Source organism: Streptomyces griseus subsp. griseus (assembly GCF_003610995.1).
Lineage (GTDB): Bacteria > Actinomycetota > Actinomycetes > Streptomycetales > Streptomycetaceae > Streptomyces.
The window spans coordinates 4,559,473-4,582,977 of the sequence record NZ_CP032543.1; the positions used below are offsets into that span (position 1 = coordinate 4,559,473).

34 protein-coding genes are annotated in these 23,505 nt (G+C 67.9%); 31 read left to right on the forward strand and 3 right to left on the reverse strand.

The features are described from left to right. The first annotated feature begins 5 nt into the window (after nt 1-5). From rplB to truA, 27 genes are all read left to right on the forward strand, one after another. Nucleotides 6-842, forward strand: coding sequence for a 50S ribosomal protein L2 (gene rplB, locus D6270_RS20645; protein ID WP_018510594.1), 837 nt, complete (start codon nt 6-8; stop codon nt 840-842). A 12-nt stretch (nt 843-854) separates the two neighbouring features. Next, nucleotides 855-1,136, forward strand: a complete 282-nt coding sequence (rpsS, locus tag D6270_RS20650) for a 30S ribosomal protein S19 (RefSeq protein ID WP_003966956.1) — start codon at nt 855-857, stop codon at nt 1,134-1,136. A 42-nt stretch (nt 1,137-1,178) separates the two neighbouring features. Beyond that, nucleotides 1,179-1,526, forward strand: a complete 348-nt coding sequence (rplV, locus tag D6270_RS20655) for a 50S ribosomal protein L22 (RefSeq protein WP_004571827.1) — start codon at nt 1,179-1,181, stop codon at nt 1,524-1,526. Further along, nucleotides 1,526-2,365 carry a 30S ribosomal protein S3 gene (gene rpsC, locus D6270_RS20660; protein ID WP_018510593.1) on the forward strand — a complete coding sequence of 280 codons (840 nt, stop codon included), beginning with the start codon at nt 1,526-1,528 and terminating at the stop codon, nt 2,363-2,365. The genes rplV and rpsC overlap by 1 nt, the downstream gene beginning before the upstream one ends. Nucleotides 2,366-2,370: 5 nt before the next feature. Continuing rightward, nucleotides 2,371-2,790 carry a 50S ribosomal protein L16 gene (gene rplP, locus D6270_RS20665; protein ID WP_003966953.1) on the forward strand — a complete coding sequence of 140 codons (420 nt, stop codon included), beginning with the start codon at nt 2,371-2,373 and terminating at the stop codon, nt 2,788-2,790. Further along, nucleotides 2,790-3,014, forward strand: coding sequence for a 50S ribosomal protein L29 (gene rpmC / locus D6270_RS20670; protein WP_015610729.1), 225 nt, complete (start codon nt 2,790-2,792; stop codon nt 3,012-3,014). The genes rplP and rpmC overlap by 1 nt, the downstream gene beginning before the upstream one ends. Next, nucleotides 3,014-3,301 carry a 30S ribosomal protein S17 gene (gene rpsQ, locus D6270_RS20675; RefSeq protein ID WP_093693505.1) on the forward strand — a complete coding sequence of 96 codons (288 nt, stop codon included), beginning with the start codon at nt 3,014-3,016 and terminating at the stop codon, nt 3,299-3,301. The genes rpmC and rpsQ overlap by 1 nt, the downstream gene beginning before the upstream one ends. A gap of 109 nt (nt 3,302-3,410) precedes the next feature. Next, entirely contained in the window at nt 3,411-3,779 is a 369-nt protein-coding gene (gene rplN / locus D6270_RS20680; RefSeq protein ID WP_003966950.1) for a 50S ribosomal protein L14, read from the forward strand. Between the two features lie 2 nt (nt 3,780-3,781). Then, entirely contained in the window at nt 3,782-4,105 is a 324-nt protein-coding gene (gene rplX, locus D6270_RS20685; RefSeq protein WP_003966949.1) for a 50S ribosomal protein L24, read from the forward strand. Then, nucleotides 4,105-4,662: a 50S ribosomal protein L5 gene (rplE, locus tag D6270_RS20690; protein ID WP_003966948.1), complete on the forward strand. Its 558-nt coding sequence runs from the start codon at nt 4,105-4,107 to the stop codon at nt 4,660-4,662. The genes rplX and rplE overlap by 1 nt, the downstream gene beginning before the upstream one ends. Before the next feature lie 2 nt (nt 4,663-4,664). Next, on the forward strand, nt 4,665-4,850 hold the full coding sequence (locus tag D6270_RS20695; RefSeq protein ID WP_003948630.1) for a type Z 30S ribosomal protein S14: 186 nt from the start codon (nt 4,665-4,667) through the stop codon (nt 4,848-4,850). A 224-nt stretch (nt 4,851-5,074) separates the two neighbouring features. After that, nucleotides 5,075-5,473 carry a 30S ribosomal protein S8 gene (rpsH, locus tag D6270_RS20705; RefSeq protein ID WP_007446728.1) on the forward strand — a complete coding sequence of 133 codons (399 nt, stop codon included), beginning with the start codon at nt 5,075-5,077 and terminating at the stop codon, nt 5,471-5,473. A gap of 21 nt (nt 5,474-5,494) precedes the next feature. After that, nucleotides 5,495-6,034: a 50S ribosomal protein L6 gene (gene rplF / locus D6270_RS20710; RefSeq protein ID WP_093693506.1), complete on the forward strand. Its 540-nt coding sequence runs from the start codon at nt 5,495-5,497 to the stop codon at nt 6,032-6,034. Between the two features lie 2 nt (nt 6,035-6,036). Continuing rightward, on the forward strand, nt 6,037-6,420 hold the full coding sequence (gene rplR, locus D6270_RS20715; RefSeq protein WP_018510591.1) for a 50S ribosomal protein L18: 384 nt from the start codon (nt 6,037-6,039) through the stop codon (nt 6,418-6,420). A gap of 47 nt (nt 6,421-6,467) precedes the next feature. Continuing rightward, nucleotides 6,468-7,073, forward strand: a complete 606-nt coding sequence (rpsE, locus tag D6270_RS20720) for a 30S ribosomal protein S5 (protein ID WP_003966944.1) — start codon at nt 6,468-6,470, stop codon at nt 7,071-7,073. Beyond that, the gene (gene rpmD, locus D6270_RS20725; protein WP_015610734.1) at nt 7,073-7,255 is read left to right on the forward strand and encodes a 50S ribosomal protein L30; all 183 of its coding nucleotides are present in this window, start codon (nt 7,073-7,075) and stop codon (nt 7,253-7,255) included. Before rpsE ends, rpmD begins: the two co-directional genes overlap by 1 nt. Before the next feature lies 1 nt (nt 7,256). After that, the gene (gene rplO / locus D6270_RS20730; RefSeq protein ID WP_003966942.1) at nt 7,257-7,712 is read left to right on the forward strand and encodes a 50S ribosomal protein L15; all 456 of its coding nucleotides are present in this window, start codon (nt 7,257-7,259) and stop codon (nt 7,710-7,712) included. 380 nt (nt 7,713-8,092) lie between these two features. Beyond that, entirely contained in the window at nt 8,093-9,406 is a 1,314-nt protein-coding gene (gene secY / locus D6270_RS20735; RefSeq protein ID WP_109164102.1) for a preprotein translocase subunit SecY, read from the forward strand. Then, the gene (locus D6270_RS20740; protein ID WP_109164101.1) at nt 9,406-10,065 is read left to right on the forward strand and encodes an adenylate kinase; all 660 of its coding nucleotides are present in this window, start codon (nt 9,406-9,408) and stop codon (nt 10,063-10,065) included. The genes secY and D6270_RS20740 overlap by 1 nt, the downstream gene beginning before the upstream one ends. 143 nt (nt 10,066-10,208) lie before the next feature. Next, nucleotides 10,209-11,045 (forward strand): type I methionyl aminopeptidase, encoded by an 837-nt coding sequence (gene map, locus D6270_RS20745; RefSeq protein ID WP_109164100.1) that lies wholly within the window; start codon nt 10,209-10,211, stop codon nt 11,043-11,045. Nucleotides 11,046-11,217: 172 nt separating this feature from the next. Then, nucleotides 11,218-11,439, forward strand: coding sequence for a translation initiation factor IF-1 (infA, locus tag D6270_RS20750; RefSeq protein WP_003956442.1), 222 nt, complete (start codon nt 11,218-11,220; stop codon nt 11,437-11,439). Between the two features lie 60 nt (nt 11,440-11,499). Then, nucleotides 11,500-11,613 carry a 50S ribosomal protein L36 gene (gene rpmJ, locus D6270_RS20755; protein ID WP_003956441.1) on the forward strand — a complete coding sequence of 38 codons (114 nt, stop codon included), beginning with the start codon at nt 11,500-11,502 and terminating at the stop codon, nt 11,611-11,613. A 195-nt stretch (nt 11,614-11,808) separates the two neighbouring features. Continuing rightward, nucleotides 11,809-12,189, forward strand: a complete 381-nt coding sequence (gene rpsM, locus D6270_RS20760) for a 30S ribosomal protein S13 (RefSeq protein ID WP_014047799.1) — start codon at nt 11,809-11,811, stop codon at nt 12,187-12,189. 91 nt (nt 12,190-12,280) lie between these two features. Continuing rightward, complete coding sequence (gene rpsK / locus D6270_RS20765; RefSeq protein ID WP_128839686.1) at nt 12,281-12,697, forward strand: 30S ribosomal protein S11; 417 nt, start codon at nt 12,281-12,283, stop codon at nt 12,695-12,697. 137 nt (nt 12,698-12,834) lie between these two features. Next, nucleotides 12,835-13,857: a DNA-directed RNA polymerase subunit alpha gene (locus D6270_RS20770; RefSeq protein WP_003966937.1), complete on the forward strand. Its 1,023-nt coding sequence runs from the start codon at nt 12,835-12,837 to the stop codon at nt 13,855-13,857. Between the two features lie 95 nt (nt 13,858-13,952). Further along, nucleotides 13,953-14,471 carry a 50S ribosomal protein L17 gene (gene rplQ, locus D6270_RS20775; RefSeq protein ID WP_109164099.1) on the forward strand — a complete coding sequence of 173 codons (519 nt, stop codon included), beginning with the start codon at nt 13,953-13,955 and terminating at the stop codon, nt 14,469-14,471. Between the two features lie 91 nt (nt 14,472-14,562). Then, the gene (gene truA, locus D6270_RS20780) at nt 14,563-15,420 is read left to right on the forward strand and encodes a tRNA pseudouridine(38-40) synthase TruA (RefSeq protein ID WP_109164098.1); all 858 of its coding nucleotides are present in this window, start codon (nt 14,563-14,565) and stop codon (nt 15,418-15,420) included. Between the two features lie 290 nt (nt 15,421-15,710). Here the strand turns inward: truA and D6270_RS20785 are convergent, their stop codons facing one another. Then, nucleotides 15,711-16,442 (reverse strand): hypothetical protein, encoded by a 732-nt coding sequence (locus tag D6270_RS20785; protein ID WP_151414707.1) that lies wholly within the window; start codon nt 16,440-16,442, stop codon nt 15,711-15,713. 217 nt (nt 16,443-16,659) lie between these two features. Between D6270_RS20785 and D6270_RS20795 the strand changes: the two genes are divergently transcribed. From D6270_RS20795 to glmM, 4 genes are all read left to right on the forward strand, one after another. Then, nucleotides 16,660-18,279 (forward strand): ABC-F family ATP-binding cassette domain-containing protein, encoded by a 1,620-nt coding sequence (locus D6270_RS20795; RefSeq protein WP_109164096.1) that lies wholly within the window; start codon nt 16,660-16,662, stop codon nt 18,277-18,279. Nucleotides 18,280-18,884: 605 nt separating this feature from the next. Then, on the forward strand, nt 18,885-19,328 hold the full coding sequence (gene rplM / locus D6270_RS20800) for a 50S ribosomal protein L13 (RefSeq protein WP_003966932.1): 444 nt from the start codon (nt 18,885-18,887) through the stop codon (nt 19,326-19,328). A gap of 44 nt (nt 19,329-19,372) precedes the next feature. Then, nucleotides 19,373-19,900, forward strand: a complete 528-nt coding sequence (gene rpsI / locus D6270_RS20805; RefSeq protein ID WP_109164095.1) for a 30S ribosomal protein S9 — start codon at nt 19,373-19,375, stop codon at nt 19,898-19,900. Between the two features lie 244 nt (nt 19,901-20,144). Continuing rightward, entirely contained in the window at nt 20,145-21,503 is a 1,359-nt protein-coding gene (gene glmM, locus D6270_RS20810) for a phosphoglucosamine mutase (protein ID WP_109164094.1), read from the forward strand. Between the two features lie 9 nt (nt 21,504-21,512). Here glmM and D6270_RS20815 read toward each other — a convergent pair whose 3' ends face one another. Both D6270_RS20815 and coaA read right to left on the reverse strand, forming a co-directional pair. Beyond that, nucleotides 21,513-22,478, reverse strand: coding sequence for a DUF389 domain-containing protein (locus tag D6270_RS20815; RefSeq protein WP_109164093.1), 966 nt, complete (start codon nt 22,476-22,478; stop codon nt 21,513-21,515). A 23-nt stretch (nt 22,479-22,501) separates the two neighbouring features. After that, the gene (gene coaA, locus D6270_RS20820; protein WP_109164092.1) at nt 22,502-23,497 is read right to left on the reverse strand and encodes a type I pantothenate kinase; all 996 of its coding nucleotides are present in this window, start codon (nt 23,495-23,497) and stop codon (nt 22,502-22,504) included. Between the last annotated feature and the right edge of the window lie 8 nt (nt 23,498-23,505).

Consider the following 23,505-nt stretch of genomic DNA (forward strand, 5'->3'; position numbering starts at 1 on the left):
GAGAAATGGGTATCCGCAAGTACAAGCCGACGACCCCGGGCCGTCGTGGCTCCAGCGTCGCCGACTTTGTCGAGATCACGCGGTCCACGCCGGAGAAGTCGCTGGTCCGCCCTCTGCACAGCAAGGGCGGCCGTAACAACGCCGGTCGTGTGACCGTTCGCCACCAGGGTGGTGGCCACAAGCGCGCCTACCGCGTGATCGACTTCCGTCGTCACGACAAGGACGGCGTGCCGGCCAAGGTCGCGCACATCGAGTACGACCCCAACCGCACCGCGCGCATCGCGCTGCTGCACTACGCGGACGGCGAGAAGCGTTACATCGTCGCTCCCCGTGGCCTGTCGCAGGGTGACCGTGTCGAGAACGGTCCGGGCGCCGACATCAAGCCGGGCAACAACCTGGCGCTGCGCAACATCCCGGTCGGTACGACCATCCACGCCATCGAGCTGCGGCCCGGCGGCGGCGCGAAGTTCGCCCGTTCCGCGGGTGCCTCCGTGCAGCTGCTGGCGAAGGAGGGCACCATGGCCCACCTTCGTATGCCGTCGGGTGAGATCCGCCTGGTCGACGCGCGCTGCCGCGCGACGATCGGTGAGGTCGGCAACGCCGAGCAGTCGAACATCAACTGGGGCAAGGCCGGCCGCATGCGCTGGAAGGGCGTCCGCCCGACCGTCCGCGGTGTCGCGATGAACCCGGTTGACCACCCGCACGGTGGTGGTGAAGGCAAGACCTCCGGTGGTCGTCACCCGGTCTCGCCGTGGGGTCAGAAGGAGGGTCGTACTCGTTCTCCCAAGAAGGCGAGCAACAAGTACATCGTCCGCCGCCGCAAGACGAACAAGAAGCGCTAGGAGCGGGTTTAGATGCCGCGCAGTCTCAAGAAGGGGCCCTTCGTCGACGGCCACCTCATCAAGAAGGTGGACGTACAGAACGAGGCAGGCACCAAGAACGTCATCAAGACCTGGTCCCGTCGCTCGATGATCGTCCCGGCCATGCTGGGTCACACCATCGCGGTGCACAACGGCAAGATCCACGTCCCGGTGTTCGTCACCGAGTCGATGGTCGGCCACAAGCTCGGCGAGTTCTCGCCGACTCGCACCTTCCGCGGCCACGTCAAGGACGACCGGAAGTCGAAGCGCCGCTAGCGCGGGGTGGAAACGACTATGACTTACACCGAAGGGACAACCATGGAAGCCAGGGCCCAGGCGCGGTACATCCGCGTCACGCCCATGAAGGCCCGCCGAGTGGTGGACCTCATCCGTGGCATGGATGCCACGGAGGCTCAGGCGGTCCTGCGTTTCGCCCCGCAGGCCGCGAGCGTGCCGGTTGGCAAGGTGCTGGACAGCGCCATTGCCAACGCCGCACACAACTACGACCACACCGACGCCTCTTCGCTGGTCATCAGCGAGGCGTACGTGGACGAGGGCCCGACCCTGAAGCGGTTCCGTCCGCGTGCCCAGGGCCGTGCCTACCGGATCCGTAAGCGGACCAGCCACATCACCGTGGTCGTCAGCAGCAAGGAAGGAACCCGGTAATGGGCCAGAAGGTAAACCCGCACGGGTTCCGGCTCGGCATCACCACGGACTTCAAGTCCCGCTGGTACGCCGACAAGCTGTACAAGGACTACGTCAAGGAAGACGTCGCCATTCGTCGCATGATGACGAAGGGCATGGAGCGGGCCGGCATCTCCAAGGTGGAGATCGAGCGCACCCGCGACCGCGTCCGCGTTGACATCCACACCGCCCGTCCGGGCATCGTCATCGGTCGCCGTGGCGCCGAGGCCGATCGCATCCGCGGCGAGCTGGAGAAGCTGACCGGCAAGCAGGTCCAGCTGAACATCCTCGAGGTCAAGAACCCCGAGGTGGACGCTCAGCTGGTGGCCCAGGCCGTCGCCGAGCAGCTCTCCTCCCGCGTCTCCTTCCGTCGTGCCATGCGTAAGAGCATGCAGAGCTCGATGAAGGCCGGCGCCAAGGGCATCAAGATCCAGTGCGGCGGTCGCCTCGGCGGCGCCGAGATGTCCCGCTCGGAGTTCTACCGCGAGGGCCGCGTGCCCCTGCACACGCTCCGCGCGAACGTCGACTACGGCTTCTTCGAGGCCAAGACGACCTTCGGCCGCATCGGCGTGAAGGTCTGGATCTACAAGGGCGACGTCAAGAACATCGCCGAGGTTCGCGCCGAGAACGCCGCGGCCCGCGCCGGCAACCGTCCGGCTCGTGGCGGCACCGACCGCCCGGCCGGCCGTGGTGGCGGCCGTGGTGGCGAGCGTGGCGGTCGCGGCCGTAAGCCGCAGCAGTCGCCGGCAGCCGAGGCCCCCAAGGCCGACGCCCCCGCCGCCGCTGCTCCGGCTGCTGAGAGCACCGGAACGGAGGCCTGACCGAAATGCTGATCCCCCGTAGGGTCAAGCACCGCAAGCAGCACCACCCGAAGCGCAGCGGTATGTCCAAGGGTGGCACGCAGGTTGCGTTCGGCGAGTACGGCATCCAGGCGCTGACCCCGGCGTACGTGACGAACCGTCAGATCGAGTCCGCTCGTATCGCGATGACCCGTCACATCAAGCGTGGCGGCAAGGTCTGGATCAACATCTACCCGGACCGTCCCCTGACGAAGAAGCCGGCCGAGACCCGCATGGGTTCCGGTAAGGGTTCTCCCGAGTGGTGGATCGCGAACGTCAAGCCGGGTCGGGTGATGTTCGAGCTGTCCTACCCGAACGAGAAGATTGCTCGTGAGGCGCTCACCCGCGCTGCTCACAAGCTTCCGATGAAGTGCCGGATCGTTCGGCGCGAGGCAGGTGAGTCGTGATGTCGGCCGGTACCAAGGCGTCCGAGCTGCGCGAGCTGGGCGACGAGGAGCTCCTCAACAAGCTCCGCGAAGCCAAGGAAGAGCTGTTCAACCTCCGCTTCCAGGCGGCGACGGGCCAGCTCGAGAACCACGGCCGGCTCAAGTCCGTCCGTAAGGACATCGCCCGGATCTACACCCTGATGCGCGAGCGCGAGCTGGGCATCGAGACGGTGGAGAGCGTCTGATGAGCGAGAAGACTGTGACTGAGACCAGCAAGACCGACCGCGGCTTCCGCAAGACCCGTGAGGGTCTCGTCGTCAGCGACAAGATGGACAAGACCGTCGTCGTCGCTGTCGAGGACCGCGTCAAGCACGCGCTGTACGGCAAGGTCATCCGCCGTACGAACAAGCTCAAGGCGCACGACGAGCAGAACTCTGCGGGCGTCGGCGACCGCGTCATCATCATGGAGACGCGTCCGCTGTCGGCCTCGAAGCGCTGGCGCATCGTCGAGATCCTCGAGAAGGCCAAGTAATTCCTGAGGGGCATTCCCCTCAGGTCAGTTCCGCCAGGCTCGGTGAGGTGCCTCTCCCGTCATACGGAGAGGCACCCGCCGGGAACCGGCAGACGATCAGGAGATAGACGTGATCCAGCAGGAGTCGCGACTGCGCGTCGCCGACAACACGGGTGCGAAGGAAATTCTCACCATTCGTGTTCTCGGTGGCTCGGGTCGCCGCTACGCGGGTATCGGTGACGTCATCGTCGCCACCGTCAAGGACGCGATCCCCGGTGGCAACGTGAAGAAGGGTGACGTCGTCAAGGCCGTCATCGTTCGCACCGTCAAGGAGCGTCGTCGTCAGGATGGCTCGTACATCCGCTTCGACGAGAACGCCGCCGTCATTCTGAAGAACGACGGCGACCCCCGCGGCACCCGCATCTTCGGCCCGGTGGGCCGGGAGCTGCGCGAGAAGAAGTTCATGAAGATCATCTCGCTCGCGCCGGAGGTGCTGTAAGCATGAAGATCAAGAAGGGCGACCTGGTCCAGGTCATCACCGGTAAGGACAAGGGCAAGCAGGGCAAGGTCATCGTGGCCTACCCCGCTCAGGACCGCGTCCTCGTCGAGGGTGTCAACCGGGTCAAGAAGCACACCAAGGCCGGTCAGACGGCTCGCGGTTCGCAGACGGGTGGCATTGTCACCACCGAGGCCCCGATCCACGTCAGCAACGTTCAGCTGGTCGTGGAGAAGGACGGCAACAAGGTTGTCACCCGCGTCGGCTACCGCTTTGACGACGAGGGCAACAAGATCCGCGTTGCCAAGCGGACCGGTGAGGACATCTGATGACTGCCACCACTGCGCCGCGTCTCAAGACGCGCTACCGCGAGGAAATCGCCGGCAAGCTGCGTGAGGAGTTCTCGTACGAGAACGTCATGCAGGTTCCCGGTCTGGTCAAGATCGTGGTCAACATGGGTGTGGGCGACGCCGCCCGCGACTCCAAGCTGATCGACGGTGCCGTCAAGGACCTCACCACGATCACCGGCCAGAAGCCGGCCGTCACCAAGGCCCGCAAGTCCATCGCGCAGTTCAAGCTGCGCGAGGGCCAGCCGATCGGCTGCCACGTCACCCTCCGCGGTGACCGGATGTGGGAGTTCCTGGACCGTACGCTGTCGCTCGCGCTGCCGCGTATCCGTGACTTCCGTGGCCTGTCGCCGAAGCAGTTCGACGGCCGTGGCAACTACACCTTCGGTCTCACGGAGCAGGTCATGTTCCACGAGATCGACCAGGACAAGATCGACCGGGTCCGGGGCATGGACATCACCGTGGTCACCACGGCGACCAACGACGACGAGGGTCGTGCCCTCCTTCGTCACCTCGGCTTCCCGTTCAAGGAGAACTGACCGTGGCGAAGAAGGCTCTGATCGCTAAGGCCGCCCGTAAGCCGAAGTTCGGCGTTCGCGGGTACACCCGCTGCCAGCGCTGCGGCCGGCCCCACTCCGTCTACCGCAAGTTCGGCCTGTGCCGCGTGTGCCTTCGTGAGATGGCTCACCGTGGCGAGCTGCCGGGCGTGACCAAGAGCTCCTGGTAACTCTCCTCCGCCCTAGGGCGAAGGGAAGTTCTGGAGACTCTCGGTAAGCATCTGGGTCGGCAGGAGCCCGTCCTTTCATGCCGTAGGCTTGAAGGGTTGGGCGCCTGCCGCCCACGACCGACTTACTACGCCGTAGGTCCCCGCACCGCACCCGTCCCGCCACTGAGTGGGGAGAGGGATGGCGCATACAGGAAACCCCGGCGAGAGAGGCCGAAGGCCAACTCATGACCATGACTGATCCCATCGCAGACATGCTCACGCGTCTGCGTAACGCGAACTCGGCATATCACGACGATGTCTCGATGCCGCACAGCAAGATCAAGTCGCACATCGCGGAGATCCTCCAGCAGGAGGGCTTCATCACCGGCTGGAAGGTCGAGGACGCCGAGGTCGGCAAGAACCTCGTCCTCGAGCTGAAGTTCGGCCCGAACCGCGAGCGCTCGATCGCCGGCATCAAGCGGATCTCGAAGCCGGGTCTGCGTGTATACGCAAAGTCCACCAACCTGCCGAAGGTCCTCGGCGGTCTGGGCGTGGCGATCATCTCCACGTCCCACGGCCTCCTGACCGGCCAGCAGGCAGGCAAGAAGGGCGTAGGTGGGGAAGTCCTCGCCTACGTCTGGTAGTCGGGAAAGGAAGGAAAGCTCATGTCGCGAATCGGCAAGCTCCCCATCCAGGTTCCCGCCGGTGTGGACGTCACCATCGATGGCCGTACGGTCGCCGTGAAGGGCCCCAAGGGCTCCCTCACGCACACCGTCGCCGCGCCGATCGAGGTCTCCAAGGGTGAGGACGGCGTGCTCAACGTCTCCCGCCCGAACGACGAGCGTCAGAACAAGGCCCTCCACGGCCTGTCCCGCACGCTGGTGGCGAACATGATCACCGGTGTGACCACGGGTTACAGCAAGGCGCTCGAGATCAGCGGTGTCGGTTACCGCGTCCAGGCGAAGGGCTCCAACCTGGAGTTCGCCCTGGGCTACAGCCACCCGATCCTCATCGAGGCTCCGGAAGGCATCACCTTCAAGGTCGAGTCGCCCACGAAGCTCAGCGTCGAGGGCATCGACAAGCAGAAGGTCGGCGAGGTAGCCGCCAACATCCGCAAGCTGCGGAAGCCCGACCCGTACAAGGCCAAGGGCGTCAAGTACGCGGGCGAGGTCATCCGCCGCAAGGTCGGAAAGGCTGGTAAGTAGCCATGGCATACGGTGTGAAGATCGCCAAGGGCGACGCCTACAAGCGCGCTGCTCGCAAGCGCCGCCACATCCGCGTCCGCAAGCACATGTCGGGTTCGCCGGAGCGCCCCCGTCTGGTCGTGACGCGTTCCAACCGCCACATCGTGGCCCAGGTCATCGACGACATCGCGGGCCACACGCTCGCGTCGGCGTCGACCCTGGACACCTCGATCCGTGGTGGCGAGGGTGACAAGAGCGCTCAGGCCCAGCAGGTCGGCGCCCTGGTCGCCGAGCGTGCCAAGGCCGCAGGTGTCGAGGCCGTCGTGTTTGACCGCGGTGGCAACCAGTACGCCGGGCGGATTGCCGCTCTGGCTGACGCCGCCCGTGAAGCCGGGCTGAAGTTCTAAGCCCCGGTTCCTACGCACAGCGGACGTAACAGAGAGAGGTAAATCCAATGGCTGGACCCCAGCGCCGCGGAAGCGGTGCCGGTGGCGGCGAGCGGCGGGACCGGAAGGGCCGTGACGGTGGCGCCAGCGCCGCCGAGAAGACCGCGTACGTCGAGCGCGTCGTCGCGATCAACCGCGTCGCCAAGGTTGTGAAGGGTGGTCGTCGCTTCAGCTTCACCGCGCTGGTCGTGGTGGGCGATGGTGACGGCACCGTCGGTGTCGGATACGGCAAGGCCAAGGAAGTTCCCGCGGCCATCGCCAAGGGTGTCGAAGAGGCCAAGAAGAACTTCTTCAAGGTCCCCCGCATCCAGGGCACCATCCCTCACCCGATCACGGGCGAGAAGGCTGCGGGCGTCGTCCTGCTCAAGCCGGCTTCCCCCGGTACCGGCGTTATCGCCGGTGGCCCGGTGCGTGCCGTGCTCGAGTGCGCCGGCGTTCACGACATCCTGTCGAAGTCGCTTGGCTCGTCCAACGCGATCAACATCGTGCACGCGACCGTGGCGGCCCTCCAGGGCCTGCAGCGTCCCGAGGAGATCGCGGCCCGCCGCGGTCTGCCCCTCGAGGACGTCGCCCCCGCGGCTCTGCTCCGTGCACGTGCGGGAGCGGGTGCGTAATGGCTCGCCTCAAGATCACGCAGACGAAGTCGTACATCGGCAGCAAGCAGAACCACCGCGACACCCTGCGTTCGCTCGGGCTCAAGCGCCTGAACGACTCGGTTGTCAAGGAGGACCGCCCCGAGTTCCGCGGAATGGCCAACACCGTCCGCCACCTCGTGACGGTTGAGGAGGTTGACTGACATGGCGGAGAACAGCCCGCTGAAGGCCCACAACCTCCGGCCTGCCCCGGGCGCCAAGACCGCCAAGACCCGTGTGGGTCGTGGTGAGGCGTCCAAGGGTAAGACCGCAGGCCGTGGTACCAAGGGTACGAAGGCCCGTTACCAGGTTCCGGAGCGCTTCGAGGGTGGCCAGATGCCCCTCCACATGCGTCTCCCGAAGCTCAAGGGCTTCAAGAACCCGTTCCGCACGGAGTACCAGGTCGTGAACCTGGACAAGCTCGCGACGCTCTACCCCGAGGGTGGAGAGGTCACGGTGGCCGATCTGGTCGCCAAGGGCGCTGTGCGCAACAACCACCTCGTCAAGGTCCTCGGACAGGGCGAGATCTCCGTGGCACTGCAGGTTTCGGTTGACGCCGTCTCCGGCTCCGCCAAGGAGAAGATCACCGCCGCCGGCGGTACGGTCACCGAGCTCGTCTGAGCCCCGGGACAGAACTGAGCCTGGCCGGTCGCCTCTTCGGAGGTGGCCGGCCAGGCTTTTCTCTGTATGTGGCGCTGTACGGGAACCGTAAAGGCTCAGGAAAGGTTGAACGGGTGTCCACCGCACCGGCGGTGGGGGAGCCGAGGGGCGTTCACGTCCCAAATGGTGTGGCTTGGCCGGTCTTTCGTGACGCGGGCCGGGGAGCGGGCGTTGCACCGGTGTGCAGCGCGTGTTTCCTGCTCAGTCCCGGGCCGGGTAGGGTAGCGCCGTTAATCTTTTGTGGCCTCCTTACGATGTAGGGCTGCCTTGTATCCGATCCCATCCAGTCCCATCCAGACCCGTCGCCTCTGACGCATAGCGCGGGGGTCGCAGGAGGCACCGTGTTCACCGCGTTCGCCCGAGCGTTCAAGACGCCCGACCTGCGCAAGAAGCTGCTCTTCACGCTCGGCATCATCGTGATCTACCGGCTCGGGGCACATGTCCCGGCCCCCGGGGTCGACTACGCGAAGGTGCAGCAGTGCATCGACCAGGCCGATTCGGGTGGCCTGCTCGGTCTGATGCAGATGTTCAGCGGCGGCGCTCTGCTGCAGATCACCATCTTCGCGCTCGGCATCATGCCGTACATCACGGCCAGCATCATCCTTCAGCTGCTGACCGTCGTGATTCCCCGACTGGAAGCCCTCAAGAAGGAGGGGCAGGCGGGCACGGCCAAGATCACGCAGTACACGCGTTATCTGACCGTCGCGCTGGCCGTCCTCCAGGGCACCGGCCTCGTCGCCACCGCCCGGAGCGGGGCGCTGTTCCAGAACTGCTCCGTGGGCAGTCAGATCGTCGCCGACAAGTCGATCTTCACGACCATGGTGATGGTCATCACCATGACCGCCGGTACGGCCTGCGTCATGTGGCTCGGTGAGCTGATCACCGACCGCGGCATCGGCAACGGCATGTCGATCCTCATGTTCATCTCGATCGCCGCCACGTTCCCCGGCGCCCTGTGGGCCATCAAGGAGAGCGGCAAGCTGGCCGACGGCTGGATCGAGTTCGGCACGGTCATCCTCATCGGCTTCGTGATGGTCGCCCTTGTCGTCTTCGTCGAGCAGGCCCAGCGCCGTATCCCGGTGCAGTACGCGAAGCGCATGATCGGACGCCGTTCCTACGGCGGTACGTCGACGTACATCCCGCTCAAGGTGAACCAGGCGGGTGTGATTCCCGTCATCTTCGCCTCGTCGCTGCTCTTCATCCCGTCCCTGATCGTCCAGTTCTCCGGATCCACCGCGGGCTGGGCCACCTGGATCCAGGACCACTTCGTGACGGGTAACCACCCGTACTACATCTCGGTGTACTTCGTACTCATCGTGTTCTTCGCCTTCTTCTACGTGGCCATTTCGTTCAACCCCGACGAAGTCGCCGACAACATGAAGAAGTATGGTGGCTTCATCCCGGGCATCCGGGCAGGTCGACCTACTGCCGAGTACCTGAGCTACGTGCTCAACAGGATCACTTGGCCGGGCTCGCTGTACCTGGGCCTGATCGCTCTTGTGCCGACGATGGCGTTGGCAGGCTTCGGCGGTGCGAACCAGAACTTCCCGTTCGGCGGGACGAGCATCCTCATCATCGTGGGTGTGGGTCTGGAAACCGTGAAGCAGATCGAGAGTCAGCTCCAGCAGCGCAATTACGAAGGGTTCCTCCGCTGATGCGAATCGTCCTCGTCGGGCCTCCGGGTGCCGGCAAGGGAACGCAGGCTGCGTACCTTGCCGAGAACCTGTCGATTCCGCACATCTCCACGGGTGACCTCTTCCGCGCCAACATCAGCCAGGGCACCGACCTTGGCAAGCAGGCCCGCGCCTACATGGACGCAGGCCAGCTGGTGCCGGACGAAGTCACCATCGGGATGGCCAAGGACCGCATGGCCCAGTCGGACGCCGTGAACGGCTTCCTGCTGGACGGCTTCCCGCGGAACGTGGGCCAGGCCGAAGCCCTTGACGTGATGCTCAAGGACGAGGGCGTGAAGCTGGACGCGGTCCTCGATCTCGAGGTCCCCGAGGAAGAGGTCGTGAAGCGGATCGCGGGTCGCCGCATCTGCCGCAACGACAGCGCGCACGTCTTCCACGCCACGTACAACAAGCCGAAGACCGAGGGTGTCTGCGACATCTGCGGCGGCGAGCTGTACCAGCGGGACGACGACAGCGAGGAGACGGTCCGGACGCGGCTGGAGGTCTACCACACGCAGACCGAGCCGATCATCGACTACTACCGGGCCCAGGGCCTGGTGGTGACCATCTCCGCCCTCGGCAAGGTCACCGAGGTGACCGAGCGTGCCATGGCGGCGCTGCCCCGGTCCGACGAGGGCTGAGCCCCACCCGTACCACCGCTGTACAGCCGGCCGCGGCGCCTCAGGGCGCCGCGGCCTACTGTTTGCCCCCGTATCGTTGAGTGGGCCCCCAGCGGACCCGTCACCCGTCCCCGTCACCCGTCGATGCAGAGAGGCGCCGAGCAATGGTGCAGATCAAGACCCCCGAGCAGATCGCGAAGATGCGCGAGGCGGGGCTGGTGGTCGCTGCCATTCACGCGGCCACCCGTGAGGCCGCCGTGCCCGGCGCCACCACGAAGGACCTGGACCAGGTCGCCCGCAAGGTCATCGCCGACCACGGGGCGAAGTCGAACTTCCTCGGTTACGGCGGGTTCCCCGCGACCATCTGCACCTCGGTCAACGAGGTCGTCGTCCACGGCATCCCGGACGACAAGACGGTCCTCAAGGATGGCGACATCATCTCGATCGACGCCGGCGCCATCGTGGACGGCTGGCACGGCGACGCCGCGTACACCGCCTTCGTGGGCACCGGTCACGCTCCGGAGCTGGTGGAGCTCTCCCGGGTGACCGAGGAGTCGATGTGGGCCGGGATCGCCGCGATGAAGGTGAACAACCGCCTCGTCGACATCTCCAAGGCGATCGAGTCCTACATCCGCCGCCAGCCCCGCCCGGCCACCGGCAAGTACGGGATCATCGAGGATTTCGGCGGCCACGGCATCGGCACCGAGATGCACATGGACCCCCACCTGCTGAACTACGTCTCCCGTAAGCGCGGCAAGGGCATCAAGCTGGTCCCGGGCGTCTGTCTGGCGATCGAGCCCATGGTCTCGCTCGGCACGGCGCGGACGGAGACCCTCGGAGACGACTGGACGGTCATCACGACGGACGGCACCTGGTCCTCGCACTGGGAGCACTCCATCGCCCTGACGGAGCAGGGACCGCTGGTCCTGACCGCGCCGGACTGCGGACGGGCGAAGCTCGCGGAGTACGGCATCGAGGCCGCGCCTGACCCTCTCGGGTGACGGCTTCGGGCCGGCAGGTCTAAGGATCATCCGCAGTGGGCAAACTTGACGGATTCGTCTTTTGAAGTCCGCTGACGTAGACTGACTCGTCGGCTCTGGTGCATCCGTGTGTCTGCATACAAGGCGCGGGATCGCGAGAGCCGATCAAGGTAGCCGATTCGAAAGGCGAAGCGTGGCCAAGAAGCAAGGTGCCATCGAGATTGAGGGCACCGTGATCGAGTCCCTCCCGAACGCAATGTTCAAGGTGGAGCTCCAGAACGGTCACAAGGTCCTGGCGCACATCAGCGGCAAGATGCGGATGCACTACATCCGTATCCTCCCGGATGACCGGGTCGTGGTGGAGCTCTCTCCGTACGACCTGACGCGCGGCCGGATCGTCTACCGCTACAAGTAGATCTTGCCCGCACCCCGTTTCGGCGCGGTGATGGCACTGACCCGGAGAACCTGACATCCCATGAAGGTCAAGCCGAGCGTCAAGAAGATCTGCGACAAGTGCAAGGTGATCCGCCGTCACGGTCGGGTCATGGTCATCTGCGACAACCTGCGCCACAAGCAGCGCCAGGGCTGACGCACGACCCCCTGCATCTCGCAGTTCTTCGCGCGACGCACGTAAGCACGTACATACGCAGTGCCCGTCCAAGCCACGGCTGACGACACCTCCGGCGGGGGCCGGGGACCCGGACGTACCACCACTCCCAGCGGGTGGTCGGCGGTCGGGAGCGGCACTGCGGAAGACCCCCGAACTAACAACTGGAGCCATTGAATGGCACGCGTTTCAGGTGTTGACATCCCGCGCGAAAAGCGCGTGGAGGTTGCCCTCACCTACGTCTTCGGCATCGGGCGCACCCGGTCCAAGGAGATCCTCGCCACCACCGGCGTGAACCCCAACACCCGCGTTCGTGACCTGGCCGAAGAGGACCTGGTCAAGATCCGCGAGTACGTGGACGCCAACCTGCGCACCGAGGGTGACCTCCGTCGCGAGATCCAGGGCGACATCCGCCGCAAGATCGAGATCGGCTGCTACCAGGGCATTCGTCACCGCCGCGGTCTGCCGGTCCACGGTCAGCGCACCAGCACGAACGCGCGTACCCGCAAGGGCCCGCGTCGCGCCATCGCCGGTAAGAAGAAGCCGGGCAAGAAGTAGTCCTCAGCGGACGCACTGCGTACATCCGGTTCGCCGGGCAGCGCAGCAACCAGCGGTCTTCGCTGTAGGACCGATCACCTCCCCTCTCCATCTGGAGTCAAGACATGCCCCCAAGGGTCGTCAGGGCGCAGCCAAGAAGGTGCGTCGCAAGGAAAAGAAGAACGTCGCTCACGGCCACGCGCACATCAAGAGCACGTTCAACAACACCATCGTCTCGATCACGGACCCCTCGGGCAACGTGATCTCCTGGGCCTCCGCCGGCCACGTCGGCTTCAAGGGCTCGCGCAAGTCCACCCCCTTCGCCGCGCAGATGGCCGCCGAGTCGGCCGCCCGCCGCGCGCAGGAGCACGGCATGCGCAAGGTCGACGTCTTCGTCAAGGGTCCCGGCTCCGGCCGTGAGACCGCGATCCGTTCGCTCCAGGCCACCGGCCTGGAGGTCGGTTCGATCCAGGACGTCACCCCGACGCCGCACAACGGCTGCCGTCCGCCGAAGCGTCGCCGCGTCTGACCCGTCACGGCCGGTGACGGCCGTGCGTCAGTAGCGTTCAGGTCCGGGCGGTACGCCTCATTCGGGGCGTACCGCCCGTACCCTTGTCTCACTGTCGGGCATCAAATAGTGGGTGCCCACGACTGAAGGATCACCGCATGCTTATCGCTCAGCGTCCGTCGCTGACCGAAGAGGTCGTCGACGAATTCCGCTCCCGGTTCGTGATCGAGCCGCTGGAGCCGGGCTTCGGCTACACCCTCGGCAACTCCCTCCGCCGTACGCTCCTCTCCTCGATCCCCGGTGCCGCTGTCACCAGCATCCGGATCGACGGGGTCCTGCACGAGTTCACCACCGTGCCGGGCGTCAAGGAGGACGTCACCGACCTCATCCTCAACATCAAGCAGCTGGTCGTCTCCTCGGAGCACGACGAGCCCGTCGTGATGTACCTGCGCAAGCAGGGCCCGGGTCTGGTCACCGCCGCCGACATCGCGCCCCCGGCCGGTGTCGAGGTGCACAACCCCGACCTCGTCCTCGCCACGCTCAACGGCAAGGGCAAGCTGGAGATGGAGCTGACCGTCGAGCGCGGTCGCGGCTACGTCTCCGCCGTCCAGAACAAGCAGGTCGGCCAGGAGATCGGCCGGATCCCGGTCGACTCCATCTACTCGCCGGTGCTCAAGGTCACGTACAAGGTCGAGGCGACCCGTGTCGAGCAGCGCACCGACTTCGACAAGCTGATCGTCGACGTCGAGACCAAGCAGGCCATGCGTCCCCGTGACGCCATGGCGTCCGCCGGTAAGACCCTGGTGGAGCTGTTCGGTCTGGCGCGCGAGCTCAACATCGACGCCGAGGGCATCGACATGGGCCCGTCCCCGACGGACGCCGCGCTCGCCGCCGATCTGGCGCTGCCGATCGAGGAGCTGGAGCTCACGGTCCGCTCGTACAACTGCCTCAAGCGCGAGGGCATCCACTCCGTGGGTGAGCTCGTGGCCCGTTCCGAGGCGGACCTTCTCGACATCCGCAACTTCGGTGCGAAGTCGATCGACGAGGTCAAGGCGAAGCTGGCCGGTATGGGCCTCGCGCTGAAGGACTCGCCTCCCGGCTTCGACCCGACCGCCGCCGCCGACGCCTTCGGCGCCGACGACGACGCGGACGCCGGTTTCGTGGAGACCGAGCAGTACTGAGCAGCACCACCCGCACGACTTCCGTGAGGCGTCCGCTTCACGGGAACTGACACCGGTACCTGATACGGCCGGTGCAGCACACAAGGAGAATCACCATGCCGCGTCCCGCCAAGGGTGCCCGTCTGGGCGGCAGCGCCGCGCACGAGCGTCTGCTCCTCGCCAACCTGGCGAAGTCGCTGTTCGAGCACGGCCGCATCACGACGACCGAGGCCAAGGCCCGCCGCCTGCGCCCCGTCGCCGAGCGCCTCGTCACCAAGGCGAAGAAGGGCGACATCCACAACCGTCGCCTGGTGCTCCAGACGATCACGGACAAGAGCATCGTCCACACGCTCTTCACCGAGATCGCTCCCCGGTACGAGAACCGCCCCGGTGGTTACACCCGTATCACCAAGATCGGCAACCGTCGCGGCGACAACGCCCCGATGGCGGTCATCGAGCTGGTCGAGGCGCTGACCGTGGCCCAGCAGGCCACCGGTGAGGCCGAGGCCGCGACGAAGCGCGCGGTCAAGGAAGACGCCGCCAAGAAGGACGAGGCCAAGGCCGAGTCCTCCGAGGAGACCGTCGAGGACGCCAAGCCGGTCGAGAAGGCCGACGAGGAGTCCAAGGACGCCTGAAGCGTCTGAAGGACCACAGGACGGGCTCGCATCACCCTTCGGGGCGGTGCGGGCCCGTTCTGCTGAGCAGGGGCAGTGAGAGGATGACGCGGTGAGTGACGTGGCGGAGCCCGGTTGCGTACGGGTGCGGCTGGACCTGTCGTACGACGGCAAGGACTTCTCCGGCTGGGCGAAGCAGACCAGCCGGCGCACGGTGCAGGGCGAGATCGAGGACGCGCTGCGGACGGTGACCCGGTCGGCGGTGACGTACGACCTGACGGTGGCGGGCCGCACGGACGCCGGGGTGCACGCGCGGGGCCAGGTCGCCCATGTGGACCTGCCGGAGGCGGTGTGGGCCGAGCACGAGGAGAAGCTGCTGCGGCGGCTGGCGGGCCGGCTTCCGCTGGATGTACGGATCTGGCGCGCGGCCCCCGCTCCGCCCGGGTTCAACGCCCGCTTCTCCGCGCTCTGGAGGCGTTACGCCTACCGGGTCGGTGACCGGCCCGGCGGGGTGGACCCGCTGACGCGCGGTCATGTGCTGTGGCACGACCGGCCGTTGGACGTGGACGCGATGAACGAGGCGGCCGCGCTGATGGTGGGCGAGCACGACTTCGCCGCGTACTGCAAGAAGCGTGAGGGTGCGACGACCATCCGTACGCTCCAGAAGCTGAGTTGGGTACGGGACCCGGCCTCGGGCGTCCTCACCGCGACCGTGCAGGCGGACGCGTTCTGCCACAACATGGTGCGCGCGCTGATCGGCGCGGCCCTCTTCGTGGGCGACGGCCGCCGCCCGGCCGCCTGGCCGGCCGAGGTGCTGGCGGCGAAGGTGCGCGACCCGGGCGTGCATGTGGTGCGGCCACACGGGCTGACGCTGGAGGAAGTTGCCTACCCGGCGGACGAGTTGCTGGCAGCGCGGGCCGAAGAGGCGCGCAACGTGCGGACGTTGCCGGGGGCGGCGGGGTGCTGCTGAGGCGGGGTGCGGTCAACGGCCGCTGCGGCGGGCCTCGTTCCTGAAGTGGCGTACGAAGGCGATGACGACCCAGGCGATGAGGACGTTCACCAGGGCCGTCGCCGCCTCGCGGCCGCTCTCCGGCGCCCGGCGGTCTCGTGGGCCAGGGCGGCGAGGGTGACCAGGGCGGCGAGGGTGACCAGGGCGATGTAGCCGGTGGCGAGGCGGTGAGCTCCACTGCGGGGGCCGGGGTGTTCATGGCCCCTGTGCGAACGTGCTCGGTCTCTGCGTGGCGGGCGCCGCCCGATCCTCTACGAACCGGCCTCCGCCGCCTTCGAAGCCTGGATCTGGCCACGGTGGCGGATCTGGCGGAAGACGAAGTCCGTCAGGTCGTCGCCGACCGCGAAGACGTTCTTGTCCTGGGCGGTGACGCGGGTGCCGTCGGTGAACCCGCCCACGGTGAAGTAGGCGTACCGCCCGTAGGAGTTGGTCGTGCGGCGGCAGACCGTACCGCCTCGGCAGAACGTGGACACGCCCGCGCCGCTGAGGGAGGCGAGGCCGCCGGAGGCCTGGTCGACCGTCTTCCTCGCGCGGGCCTCGGTGTCGAAGACCGCGATGCCCACGGTGACGGCCACCCCGTCCTTGCGGTAGGTCGCGCGGATGAGCTGCTCGCAGCCGTTCTTCGTGAGGACCGCGCCGAGGGCGCCCTGGGTGCCGGTCGCGCACTCCGTGGTGCGGTCGGTGGCACCCTTGAGGTGGACGCGCTCACCCATGGCGAGCTTCTCGCCGGGGAAGAAGCCGTCGACGGTGATCGGCGCCTTGTCCTTGTCGGCGCTGGATATGTACTCCTTCGGGTCCGGCGGGGGCGGCGGTGCCACCGGCGAGAAGGAGGGCGCGGGCGCCGATGTGTCCTCGGGGAGGTCGGCCGGCGCCGGGAGTCTGCTCGCTCTGCCGGCCGGATCGCTCTTGCCGCCCGTGGTGACCACGGCGGTCGCCACGATCGCGCCGACCACGGCGGTCGCCAGCACCCCGCCGCCGATCATCAGCCACCGCTTGCGGCGGGCGCGCGCGGCGGACTGCTCGGCGAGCGCGGCCCAGTCGGGAGTTCCGCTGCCCCCGGAGTCCCGTTGTTCCCCGGCCCCCAGGAGGGCCCCCTTGCCATGAACTCATGCGCGAATCCTAGAGCGTTCCGTTCGACCCGGGACCTCGGCCGGGTAAACCGGTTGGGCCATTGCTTCGCGGGCCGTGACAATGCTCTGTATGGGACATCTTGAAGCGGGCCACCTGGAGTACTACCTGCCGGACGGACGGGTGCTGCTCGGCGACGCCTCGTTCCGGGTGGCCGACGGAGCCGTCGTCGCCCTCGTCGGGGCCAACGGGGCGGGCAAGACGACGTTGCTGCGCCTGCTCGCCGGGGAGCTCCAGCCGCACGGCGGCACGGTCTCGGTGAGCGGCGGGCTCGGGGTGATGCCGCAGTTCGTGGGCTCGGTGCGGGACGAGCGGACCGTACGGGACCTGCTGGTGTCGGTGTCGCAGCCCCGGATCAGGGAGGCCGCGAAGGCCGTCGACGCCGCCGAGGAACGCATTCTCACCGTCGACGACGAGGCCGCGCAGATGGCGTACGCGCAGGCGCTCAGCGACTGGGCCGAGGCGCGCGGCTACGAGGCCGAGACGGTCTGGGACATGTGCACGATGGCCGCGCTGGGTGTCCCGTACGAGAAGGCGCAGTGGCGCGAGGTGCGCACGCTCAGCGGCGGTGAGCAGAAGCGGCTGGTCCTGGAGGCGCTGCTCCGCGGGCCCGACGAGGTGCTGCTGCTGGACGAGCCGGACAACTATCTGGACGTCCCCGGCAAGCGGTGGCTGGAGGAGAAGCTGAAGGAGACCCGTAAGACGGTCCTCTTCGTCTCCCACGACCGGGAGCTGCTGTCCCGGGCCGCCGAGAAGATCGTCAGCGTGGAGCCGAGCGCGGCGGGCAGTGACGTGTGGGTGCACGGCGGCGGCTTCGCCACGTACCACGAGGCGCGCAAGGAGCGGTTCGCGCGGTTCGAGGAGCTGCTGCGGCGCTGGCAGGAGGAGCACGCCCGGCTGAAGGCGCTCGTCCTGCGGATGCGGCAGCAGGCGGCGAACAGCCCCGACATGGCCAACCGCTACCACGCGATGCAGACCCGCTTCAAGAAGTTCGAGGAGGCGGGCCCGCCACCGGAGCCGCCGCGCGAGCAGGACATCCGGATGCGGCTGCGCGGCGGGCGGACCGGGGTGCGGGCGGTGACCTGCAAGGGCCTGGAGCTGACGGGGCTGATGAAGCCGTTCGACCTGGAGATCTACTACGGGGAACGCGTCGCGGTCCTCGGCTCCAACGGGTCGGGCAAGTCGCACTTCCTGCGGCTGCTGGCGGGGGAGCCGGTGGCGCACACGGGGGAGTGGAAGCTGGGGGCGCGGGTCGTGCCGGGCCACTTCGCCCAGACGCACGCGCATCCGGAGCTGCTCGGCAAGACGCTGGTGGAGATCCTCTGGTCCGAGCACGCCAGGGACCGGGGCGGGGCGATGGGGGTGTTGCGGCGGTACGAGCTGGAGCGGCAGGGGGACCAGGCGTTCGAGCGGCTCTCCGGTGGGCAGCAGGCGCGGTTCCAGATCCTGCTGCTGGAGCTGGCGGGCACCACCGCGCTGCTGCTGGACGAGCCGACGGACAACCTGGACCTGGAGTCGGCGGAGGCGTTGCAGGACGGGCTCGAGGTGTACGACGGCACGGTGATGGCGGTCACGCACGACCGGTGGTTCGCGAAGTCGTTCGACCGGTATCTGGTGTTCGGGTCGGACGGGGTCGTGCGGGAGACGGCGGAGCCGGTGTGGGATGAGCGGCGGGTGCAGCGGGTGCGGTGACCTTGGCGGTCGGCGGTCGGCGGTCGGCGGTCGGCGGTCGGCGGGGTGGCGGGGTGGCGGGGTGGCGGTGGTGCGGGTGCGGGGTGCCGTGCGGCGCCGTTGCGGGGGCGCCGCCCCCGGGCCCCCGCGCCTCAAACGCCGGCGGGGCTGGAAAGGATCGCCTCAAGCGCCGGCGGGGCTGGGGGTGCGGCGGGGCTGGAAAAGACCGCCTCAAGCGCCGGCGGGGCTGGGGAGGGTGCGGCGGGGCCGGGAAGGGCCGCCTCAAGCGCCGGCGGGGCTGGGGAGAGTGCGGCGGAGCTGGGAAGGGCCGCCTCATGCGCCGGCGGGGCTGAGGAGGGTGCGGCGGGGCTGGAAGAGGTGCGGTGGGGCTGAGTTCTCAGGGCCCGTTTTGACCCGTCCGATGTGGGGCGGGTACTGTCGAGGTTTGTTATGCGTATCGGCTTCGTCGTTCTCGTACGAAGAGTCGTTACGTAGGTTCTCTGGAGCAGTTACCAGTGGCTCGCATACGGGCGGTGTCCCGGCAGTGTGAGCCCCAGCTGCATGATCGCTTCAGGGGTGCCATGTGTTGTCTGGACCTCATCCACTGAAGAAGCGAAGGCTACGAAGTGCGTACGTACAGCCCCAAGCCCGGAGATGTGACGCGCCAGTGGCACATCATCGACGCTCAGGACATCGTCCTGGGCCGTCTGGCCACCACGGCTGCGAACCTCCTCCGAGGCAAGCACAAGGCGATCTACGCCCCCCACATGGACATGGGCGACTTCGTCATCATCATCAACGCCGACAAGGTTCACCTGTCGGGTAACAAGAAGACCCAGAAGATGGCGTACCGCCACTCGGGCTTCCCGGGCGGTCTCCGTTCGGTGCGCTACGACGAGCTTCTCGCGAAGAACCCCGAGAAGGCCGTCGAGAAGGCCATCAAGGGCATGATCCCCAAGAACACCCTGGGCCGTCAGATGCTCTCGAAGCTCAAGGTCTACGCGGGCGACCAGCACCCGCACGCTGCGCAGCAGCCGGTCCCGTTCGAGATCACCCAGGTCGCGCAGTAGTTCCGGCCACCCCCTAAGACGTACAGAAAGATCTGAGGAGCATCGTGGCCGAGACCACTGTTGAGAACCCCGTCGAGGGCACCGAGGGCGAGGAGACCTTCGCCGAGGTGACCACCTTCGAGTCGGAGGTCCCCGTCGAGGGTGAGTACACCTCCGAGTCGCTCGCGGGCCGCTTCGGCGACCCGCAGCCCGCGGCCGGCCTGGGCCGTCGCAAGAACGCCATCGCCCGCGTCCGGATCGTTCCGGGCACCGGCAAGTGGAAGATCAACGGTCGCACCCTTGAGGACTACTTCCCCAACAAGGTGCACCAGCAGGAAGTCAACGAGCCCTTCAAGGTGCTCGAGCTCGACGGCCGCTACGACGTTGTCGCCCGTATCTCGGGTGGCGGCGTCTCCGGTCAGGCCGGCGCCCTGCGCCTCGGCGTGGCCCGCGCGCTGAACGAGGCGGACGTGGACAACAACCGCGCCACGCTGAAGAAGGCCGGCTTCCTCTCCCGCGACGACCGTGCGGTCGAGCGCAAGAAGGCCGGTCTCAAGAAGGCCCGTAAGGCCCCGCAGTACAGCAAGCGCTAAATCGCCTGCTCGTCTGCATTACACGAACGCCCCGGCGGCACACTCCGTGCTGCTGGGGCGTTCGTTTATCGGGCCCCGCAGGCGTATAACGGCATGAGACGTTCATCGGCCCGCACGGGACGCGCGGGCCGGCTGTCGGCGTTGCTGCCGTACCGCCCAGCCGTTTTGCTGTTTTCGTGGTTGTGGTTGTTTAGTTTCGCTTTGCTTTGGTTTTTGTGGTTTCGGAGCACCTCGGAGGACACCAGTGGGACGACTCTTCGGCACGGACGGAGTGCGCGGTGTCGCCAACGCGGATCTGACGGCCGAGCTCGCGCTCGGGCTCTCGGTCGCGGCGGCGCACGTACTAGCCGAGGCGGGCACCTTCGCGGGCCATCGCCCGACCGCCGTGGTCGGCCGCGACCCCCGGGCCTCCGGAGAGTTCCTGGAAGCCGCCGTCGTGGCCGGTCTGGCCAGCGCGGGCGTGGACGTCCTGCGCGTCGGCGTGCTGCCGACGCCGGCCGTGGCGTACCTGACCGGCTCGCTCGGCGCCGACATCGGCGTCATGCTCTCCGCCAGCCACAACGCCATGCCGGACAACGGCGTCAAGTTCTTCGCGCGCGGCGGCCACAAGCTCGCCGACGAGCTGGAGGACCGGATCGAGACGGTCTACGAGCAGCACCGCACCGGTGAGCCGTGGGGCCGCCCGACCGGCGCCGGCGTCGGCCGGGTCACCGACTACGCGGAGGGCTTCGACCGCTACGTCGCCCACCTCATCGGTGTCCTCCCGAACCGCCTCGACGGGCTGAAGGTCGTCCTGGACGAGGCGCACGGCGCCGCCGCCCGGGTCTCGCCCGAGGCGTTCGCCCGGGCCGGGGCCGAGGTCGTCACCATCGGCGCCGAGCCGGACGGCCTGAACATCAACGACGGCTGCGGCTCCACCCACCTGGAGCTGCTGCGCGCCGCCGTCGTGGAGCACGGCGCCGACCTCGGCATCGCCCACGACGGCGACGCCGACCGCTGCCTCGCCGTGGACGCGGCGGGCGAGGAGGTCGACGGCGACCAGATCCTCGCCGTCCTGGCCCTCGCCATGCGGGAGGCCGGGCAGCTCCGCAAGGACACCGTCGTCGGCACGGTGATGTCGAACCTCGGCTTCAAGATCGCCATGGAGCGCGAGGGCATCCAGCTCGTCCAGACGGCGGTCGGCGACCGTTACGTCCTGGAGTCGATGAAGGCCGAGGGCTTCGCGCTCGGCGGCGAGCAGTCCGGCCACGTCATCGTGCTGGACCACGCCACGACCGGCGACGGCACGCTGACCGGTCTGATGCTGGCGGCCCGGGTCGCCGCCACCGGCCGGTCCCTCGCCGAGCTGGCCGGGGTCATGCAGCGGCTGCCCCAAGTCCTCATCAACGTCCCCGACGTCGACAAGTCCCGGGTCACCACCTCGTCGGAGCTGGCCACCGCGGTGAGCGAGGCGGAGCGCGAGCTGGGCTCCACCGGGCGCGTCCTGCTGCGCCAGTCCGGTACGGAGCCGCTGGTACGGGTCATGGTCGAGGCCGCCGACATCGAACAGGCACGCGCGGTCGCGGGCCGGCTGGCCGATGTGGTGAAGTCCGCGCTGGGCTGAGCCGCCGCTTCATCGGCGTACGAAAGCCCCCGGCGTGCTCGCCGGGGGCCTCCGTACCTGCCGGGTCCGCCACAGCGCCTTCTGGAGCAGCAGCGTCAGCGTGCCGGCCAGGACGATCCCGCCGAGGTTGGCGAGCAGCTGCTGCCCGGAGCCGATGGTCTGCTGGTAGTCGCGGTAACTGAACGCGACGGCCGCGTTGGCGGCGGCCGGGACCGTCGTCACGGAGATCGCCACACCGATCAGCGCCCCGGACTTCGCCGAGGTGAGGGAGAGCGTTCCGGCGATGCCCGCCAGGAACGCCACGACGAACGACATCCAGTCCGGCTGCCAGATGAACCCGGTGATGGGCCTCTCCGCCTCGATCATCGACCGCTGGAAGAGCCCGAGCGCGTCCATCAGCCAGGCGAACCCCGCCGTGATGATCATCGCCAGGAGGAAGCCGCCGATCAGTGCCGTCAGCGAGCGCGCCACCAGCCGGTGCGCGCGCTGCACGAGGGCGATGGAGATCCCGGCGAGCGGGCCGAACTCCGGGCCGAGCGCCATCGCGCCCACGATCAGTACCGCGTTGTCGAGCATCACCCCGCAGGCGGCGAGCATGGTGGCGAGTGCGAGGAAGGAGACGTACGTGATGGAGAAGGTCGAGTCCTCGTACGTGGTCTCCTTCAGCTCCGCCCACAGCACGGCGTCCGCGCCGTCGCCCGGCGCCTCCCGCTCCGCCCGGTCGGCGCGCTCGGAGAGGGTGAGGTCCCAGTGCTCGACGCTGATCGTGCCGGACCGGTCGACGCCGAGGCGCCGGAGCTCGTCGATCAGCTCGTCCCCCGCCTCGCGCGCCACGTCGCACATCACCACGTCCCCGGCCGGGGAGCGGGCCGCGCCGGGCAGGACCACCAGGTGGGCGGTGCCGACGGTGGACTCCAGGAGGGTGACCACCTCGCCGGTGGTCGCGGCGGGCACGATGAGACGCAGATGCAGCACGCGGCACGCCTTCCCAGGGAGGATCAGAGCTTGCGCAGGGAGAGCTTCTGGACCTTGTGGTCCGGCCCCTTGCGGAGGACCAGAGTGGCACGGCCGCGGGTCGGAGCCACGTTCTCCATCAGGTTCGGCCTGTTGATGGTCCGCCACATGGTGCGGGCGTACTCCAGCGCCTCCTCCTCGGAGACCTGGGTGTACTTGCGGAAGTACGAGGACGGGTCCTGGAACGCCGTGTCGCGCAGCTTGCGGAAGCGGCTGAGGTACCAGGTCTCGATGTCGTCGGCGCGCGCGTCCACGTACACGCTGAAGTCGAAGTAGTCCGCGAGCCCGACCCGGGTCCGCCCGTCCCGGCCCGGCAGCGCGGGCTGGAGGACGTTGAGCCCCTCCACGATGAGGATGTCCGGGCGGCGCACGGTGAGGCGCTCGCCGGGGACGATGTCGTAGATCAGGTGCGAGTAGACGGGCGCGGTCACCTCGTCCTTGCCCGCCTTGATGTCCGCGACGAACCGGGTCAGGGCCCGCCGGTCGTAGGACTCGGGGAACCCCTTGCGCGAGGTCAGCCCGCGCGCCCGCAGCTCCTTCATCGGCAGCAGGAACCCGTCCGTGGTCACCAGCTCCACGCGCGGGTGCTCCGGCCAGCGGGCCAGCAGCGCCTGGAGGATGCGGGCGCTGGTGGACTTGCCGACGGCGACACTGCCCGCGACCCCTATGACGAACGGGGTGCCGCGCTGTTCCCCGTGCCCGTTCCCGGCGTCCCCGAGGAAGGTGTTCAGCGCGCCGCGCAGCCCGGAGGTGGCCTGGACGTACAGGTTGAGGAGGCGGGAGAGCGGCAGGTAGACGTCCCGCACCTCGTCCAGGTCGATGACGTCGCCGAGCCCCCGCAGCCGCTCCACCTCGTCGGCGGTCAGCGGCAGCGGGGTCTTGTCCCGCAGGGCGCTCCACTCGTCGCGCGAGAGGTCGACGTAGGGGGTCGGCGCATGCTCGGTGCGACGCTGCGGGCTCCGTGCGGGCGAAGTGATCACCCTTCATT

Coding starts and splice junctions, on each gene's coding strand:
- rplB (WP_018510594.1), top strand. CDS start 6: ATGGGTATCCGCAAGTACAAGCCGACGACCCCGGGCCGTCGTGGCTCC.
- rpsS (WP_003966956.1), top strand. CDS start 855: ATGCCGCGCAGTCTCAAGAAGGGGCCCTTCGTCGACGGCCACCTCATC.
- rplV (WP_004571827.1), top strand. CDS start 1,179: ATGGAAGCCAGGGCCCAGGCGCGGTACATCCGCGTCACGCCCATGAAG.
- rpsC (WP_018510593.1), top strand. CDS start 1,526: ATGGGCCAGAAGGTAAACCCGCACGGGTTCCGGCTCGGCATCACCACG.
- rplP (WP_003966953.1), top strand. CDS start 2,371: ATGCTGATCCCCCGTAGGGTCAAGCACCGCAAGCAGCACCACCCGAAG.
- rpmC (WP_015610729.1), top strand. CDS start 2,790: ATGTCGGCCGGTACCAAGGCGTCCGAGCTGCGCGAGCTGGGCGACGAG.
- rpsQ (WP_093693505.1), top strand. CDS start 3,014: ATGAGCGAGAAGACTGTGACTGAGACCAGCAAGACCGACCGCGGCTTC.
- rplX (WP_003966949.1), top strand. CDS start 3,782: ATGAAGATCAAGAAGGGCGACCTGGTCCAGGTCATCACCGGTAAGGAC.
- rplE (WP_003966948.1), top strand. CDS start 4,105: ATGACTGCCACCACTGCGCCGCGTCTCAAGACGCGCTACCGCGAGGAA.
- rpsH (WP_007446728.1), top strand. CDS start 5,075: ATGACCATGACTGATCCCATCGCAGACATGCTCACGCGTCTGCGTAAC.
- rplF (WP_093693506.1), top strand. CDS start 5,495: ATGTCGCGAATCGGCAAGCTCCCCATCCAGGTTCCCGCCGGTGTGGAC.
- rplR (WP_018510591.1), top strand. CDS start 6,037: ATGGCATACGGTGTGAAGATCGCCAAGGGCGACGCCTACAAGCGCGCT.
- rpsE (WP_003966944.1), top strand. CDS start 6,468: ATGGCTGGACCCCAGCGCCGCGGAAGCGGTGCCGGTGGCGGCGAGCGG.
- rpmD (WP_015610734.1), top strand. CDS start 7,073: ATGGCTCGCCTCAAGATCACGCAGACGAAGTCGTACATCGGCAGCAAG.
- rplO (WP_003966942.1), top strand. CDS start 7,257: ATGGCGGAGAACAGCCCGCTGAAGGCCCACAACCTCCGGCCTGCCCCG.
- D6270_RS20740 (WP_109164101.1), top strand. CDS start 9,406: ATGCGAATCGTCCTCGTCGGGCCTCCGGGTGCCGGCAAGGGAACGCAG.
- map (WP_109164100.1), top strand. CDS start 10,209: ATGGTGCAGATCAAGACCCCCGAGCAGATCGCGAAGATGCGCGAGGCG.
- rpmJ (WP_003956441.1), top strand. CDS start 11,500: ATGAAGGTCAAGCCGAGCGTCAAGAAGATCTGCGACAAGTGCAAGGTG.
- rpsM (WP_014047799.1), top strand. CDS start 11,809: ATGGCACGCGTTTCAGGTGTTGACATCCCGCGCGAAAAGCGCGTGGAG.
- D6270_RS20770 (WP_003966937.1), top strand. CDS start 12,835: ATGCTTATCGCTCAGCGTCCGTCGCTGACCGAAGAGGTCGTCGACGAA.
- rplQ (WP_109164099.1), top strand. CDS start 13,953: ATGCCGCGTCCCGCCAAGGGTGCCCGTCTGGGCGGCAGCGCCGCGCAC.
- D6270_RS20785 (WP_151414707.1), bottom strand. CDS start 16,442: ATGATCGGCGGCGGGGTGCTGGCGACCGCCGTGGTCGGCGCGATCGTG.
- D6270_RS20795 (WP_109164096.1), top strand. CDS start 16,660: ATGGGACATCTTGAAGCGGGCCACCTGGAGTACTACCTGCCGGACGGA.